Origin of the sequence: Intestinibacter sp. (genome assembly GCF_051866655.1) — a bacterium.
Lineage (GTDB): Bacteria > Bacillota > Clostridia > Peptostreptococcales > Peptostreptococcaceae > Intestinibacter.
The window spans coordinates 1-3314 of record NZ_JBJDXL010000356.1 but is presented as its reverse complement, the minus strand read 5'-3'; the positions used below and the strand labels follow the sequence as shown (position 1 = coordinate 3314).

Here is a 3314-nt window from a genome sequence, read left to right as displayed (position 1 = left end):
AAAAACAGGACTGGAGATATTTTTAATTGTAACAAAAATGTAAATTTTTAAAAAATCAATAGCAAAAAAGTTACATTTTTGTTACAATTATAATGAGGAAAAAAATTCAAACGAGGAGGGGTTTTTTTGAGGAAAAAATTATTAACGTGTGTGCTAACTAGTTTATTATGCACGAGCTTATGTTTTTCAAATGCTTTACCTATCTATGCAGCAAGTAAAGCAACTTCTGTATCGACTACAGCATCCACAAAAACTGGAACAGTTACATGCTCTAGTTTAAATGTTAGAAGTGGTGCAGGTACAAGCTACAGAAAAATAGGATCTTTATCTTACAACCAAAAAGTAACTATTGTGAGTACAGTAAATGGATGGTATAAGATAAAATACGGAACAGGATATGGATATGTATCTGCAAATTATATCAAGATATCATCTACAACATCTACAAAAACTGGAACAGTTACATGCTCTAGTTTAAATGTTAGAAGTGGTGCAGGTACAAGCTACAGAAAAATAGGATCTTTATCTTACAACCAAAAAGTAACTATTGTAAGTACAGTAAATGGATGGTATAAGATAAAATATGGAACTGGATATGGCTATGTAAGTGCAAAATATATCAAGACATCAACTAGCTCATCTACACAGATTAAAAATTTAAACAGATTTTTATTTGTAGGAGATTCATTTACTTATAACATCAGAAAAAATATTTATGCAAATACAGATGATGCTATAATCAGAGCTAAAGGTAGTGTAGGAGCTGATTATTGGATTAGAAATTTTAGCCAAATGCCATCAAATAGTAGTGTAAAGGGTGTAGTACTTCAAATAGGAATAAACCATCTTGGAGAAAGCTACAATATCAGAGATACTAAGACTTTAATAAAGAAATTAAGCGATAAATACTACAACAAAACTATCTACGTACAAAGATTATTTCCTGTAGGTCACAACTACACAGACAAGAATAAATATACAGCACAAAGAGAAATTAAAGAATTTAATTCAAGTATAAAATCATACTGTAGTACACTTGATAATGTAAAATACATAGATACTACTAGTGGTTTTATAAGATCTGATGGATTTTTAAAATATGAAGATCCAGAGGGTGTACATATTTCATGGCAGTATTTTGAAAAATACTATCAAAATATTGAAGACGCTGTAATAAAGGCTAGCTAGAATTTAATAATATTGTAAACTTAGACCTAAATTCGCGATCATGTCGGATTTAGGTCTTTCTTATTTATAAAAAAATTATTAATATAATATAGTTGTATAAAAATATGCTATAATTAACACTAAAAATATATTTTCGGGAGATGATATTGTGAAAGTTGCACTTTTAGCACCAATATTTATAGCTAATTTCGTTGAAAAAATAGTAGATGAGCAAGTTAGCTATGTCGATTTAACTACTTATATATTTGAAGATTTTACAAAAATAACAGATATAGTAAAGAATATACAATCTAAATATGATGGAATTATATTTGGTGGAATATTATCTTATTATTTTGCAAAAAATAATTTGAAAGAGGAGATTGTATGGGAATATTTACCGCTTCATGAAAGCTGCGTATTGAGTGTTTTATTTCAAGCACAGCAGTCTAATGGGAAGATAAAAAGTATAAGTATCGACACGTATAGTATGTCTAATATAGAGGCAATTTATGATATGACAGGCATTACGTTTGACGATGTAGAAGTAAAGCTTTTTGATTTAGATTTAGAAAATCTAGAATCTTTTAATGAGAGGGCATTAGAATTTCACAAAAAGAATTTACAAAAGAATAAAGATATCTGTATAGTTACTGCATTAAGTAAAGTACACAATATATTAAATAAAGAAAATATAAAAAATTATATGGCAATACCTACAGAGACTGTCATAAAGGACACTTTTCAAAAGGCATTTTTAAGATATACAGCTAAAGTAAATAAAAACAGTCAGCTAGTTTCAATTTCTATCCAAATAGATTTACCAAGTGAATATTCTCTAATAAGTAAAAACGAGTATTATTACATCAAAGAAAAAAATAAACTAAGTGAGTTGATCTATGAGTTTGCTCAAAATATAGAGGCGGCTGTAATAGAGGTCAGCTTTAATACATTTTTAATGTTTACAACTAAAGAAATACTTGAAAAGGAAACAAATAATTTTGAAGATATATCTATTTTAAGCTATATAGGTGAAAAGTCACTTCATATAGTATCCCTAGGTATAGGCTATGGAAAAACAGCAGGAGAAGCTAAGTATAATTCAAATAGCGCTATGATAAAATCAAAGGAATACAATGAAAATACGGCATTTGTTATATACGAGGATGGATATATAATAGGTCCTATACATGCAAATAAAGAAAAAGAAAAGCAAGGAATAGAAGAAAAAATTTTAGATATATCGTATAAGACTAACATAGGTGTTAACAAGGTCCTAGCTATTTATAATGCTATAGATAAGTATAAAACAAAATGCTTTACATCGAGTGAATTAGCTAGATATTGCGATATGCCTGAGAGAACGATAAATAGAGTATTAAATAAGTTAGAAGAGTTTGGATATGTAGAAATCGTCGGCAAACAATTTCCAAAGGGCTCTGGAAGGCCTAAGAGAGTAATGAAAATAAATATTTAAATTATATCAATGGCAAATAGTTAAATTTTATAAAAATAACTATTTGTCATTTTTACTTTATATATAAATGAAAATATATAATATATTGTATACAATAATTAAATAATTAAAGTCATTTTAAAGTAGTATTATTACAAATATAATTTAACTATAATTAAATTATAATTAGAAAACATAAGATTATGAAAACTTTAATATCATAAATTTTATGCACGAAGAGAGGTTGAAAAAATGGCGAATATAAAAGAAATATCTAAAAAATACGAAGGTCAGTTACTAGAATTTTTTAAAGACTTACATATGCATCCAGAATTGAGTTTTAAAGAGTATAGAACAACACAAAAAATTAAGGATTTACTAACTTCTTTAGGAATTGAAATCATAGATATGGGAATAGAAACAGGTGTAGTTGGATTATTAAGAGGAAAATACGATGGTCCAACAGTTGCACTAAGAGGAGATATAGATGCACTTCCTATATTAGAGGAAGCAGATGTAGAATACAAATCAACAGTAGATGGAGTAATGCATGCTTGTGGACATGATACTCATACCACATCAGTAGCAGGAGCTGCATTGATTTTATCAGAGCTAAGAGAAGAATTACATGGAAATGTTAAATTTATATTCCAGCTTGCAGAAGAAAAAAACGCAGGAGCTAAAATGCTTG

Annotated in this window: 3 protein-coding genes; all 3 read left to right on the top strand. The window is 28.1% G+C overall.

What is annotated here, in order from left to right; all coding sequences use genetic code 11:
- The first annotated feature begins 126 nt into the window (after positions 1-126).
- Positions 127-1188: an SH3 domain-containing protein gene (locus ACI3VO_RS10635; protein WP_439757901.1), complete on the top strand. Its 1062-nt coding sequence runs from the start codon at positions 127-129 to the stop codon at positions 1186-1188.
- Positions 1189-1336: 148 nt separating this feature from the next.
- The gene (locus ACI3VO_RS10630; protein ID WP_439757900.1) at positions 1337-2644 is read left to right on the top strand and encodes a hypothetical protein; all 1308 of its coding nucleotides are present in this window, start codon (positions 1337-1339) and stop codon (positions 2642-2644) included.
- A gap of 231 nt (positions 2645-2875) precedes the next feature.
- The coding region (locus ACI3VO_RS10625; RefSeq protein WP_439757899.1) for a M20 metallopeptidase family protein at positions 2876-3314 on the top strand (439 nt) is incomplete at its 3' end.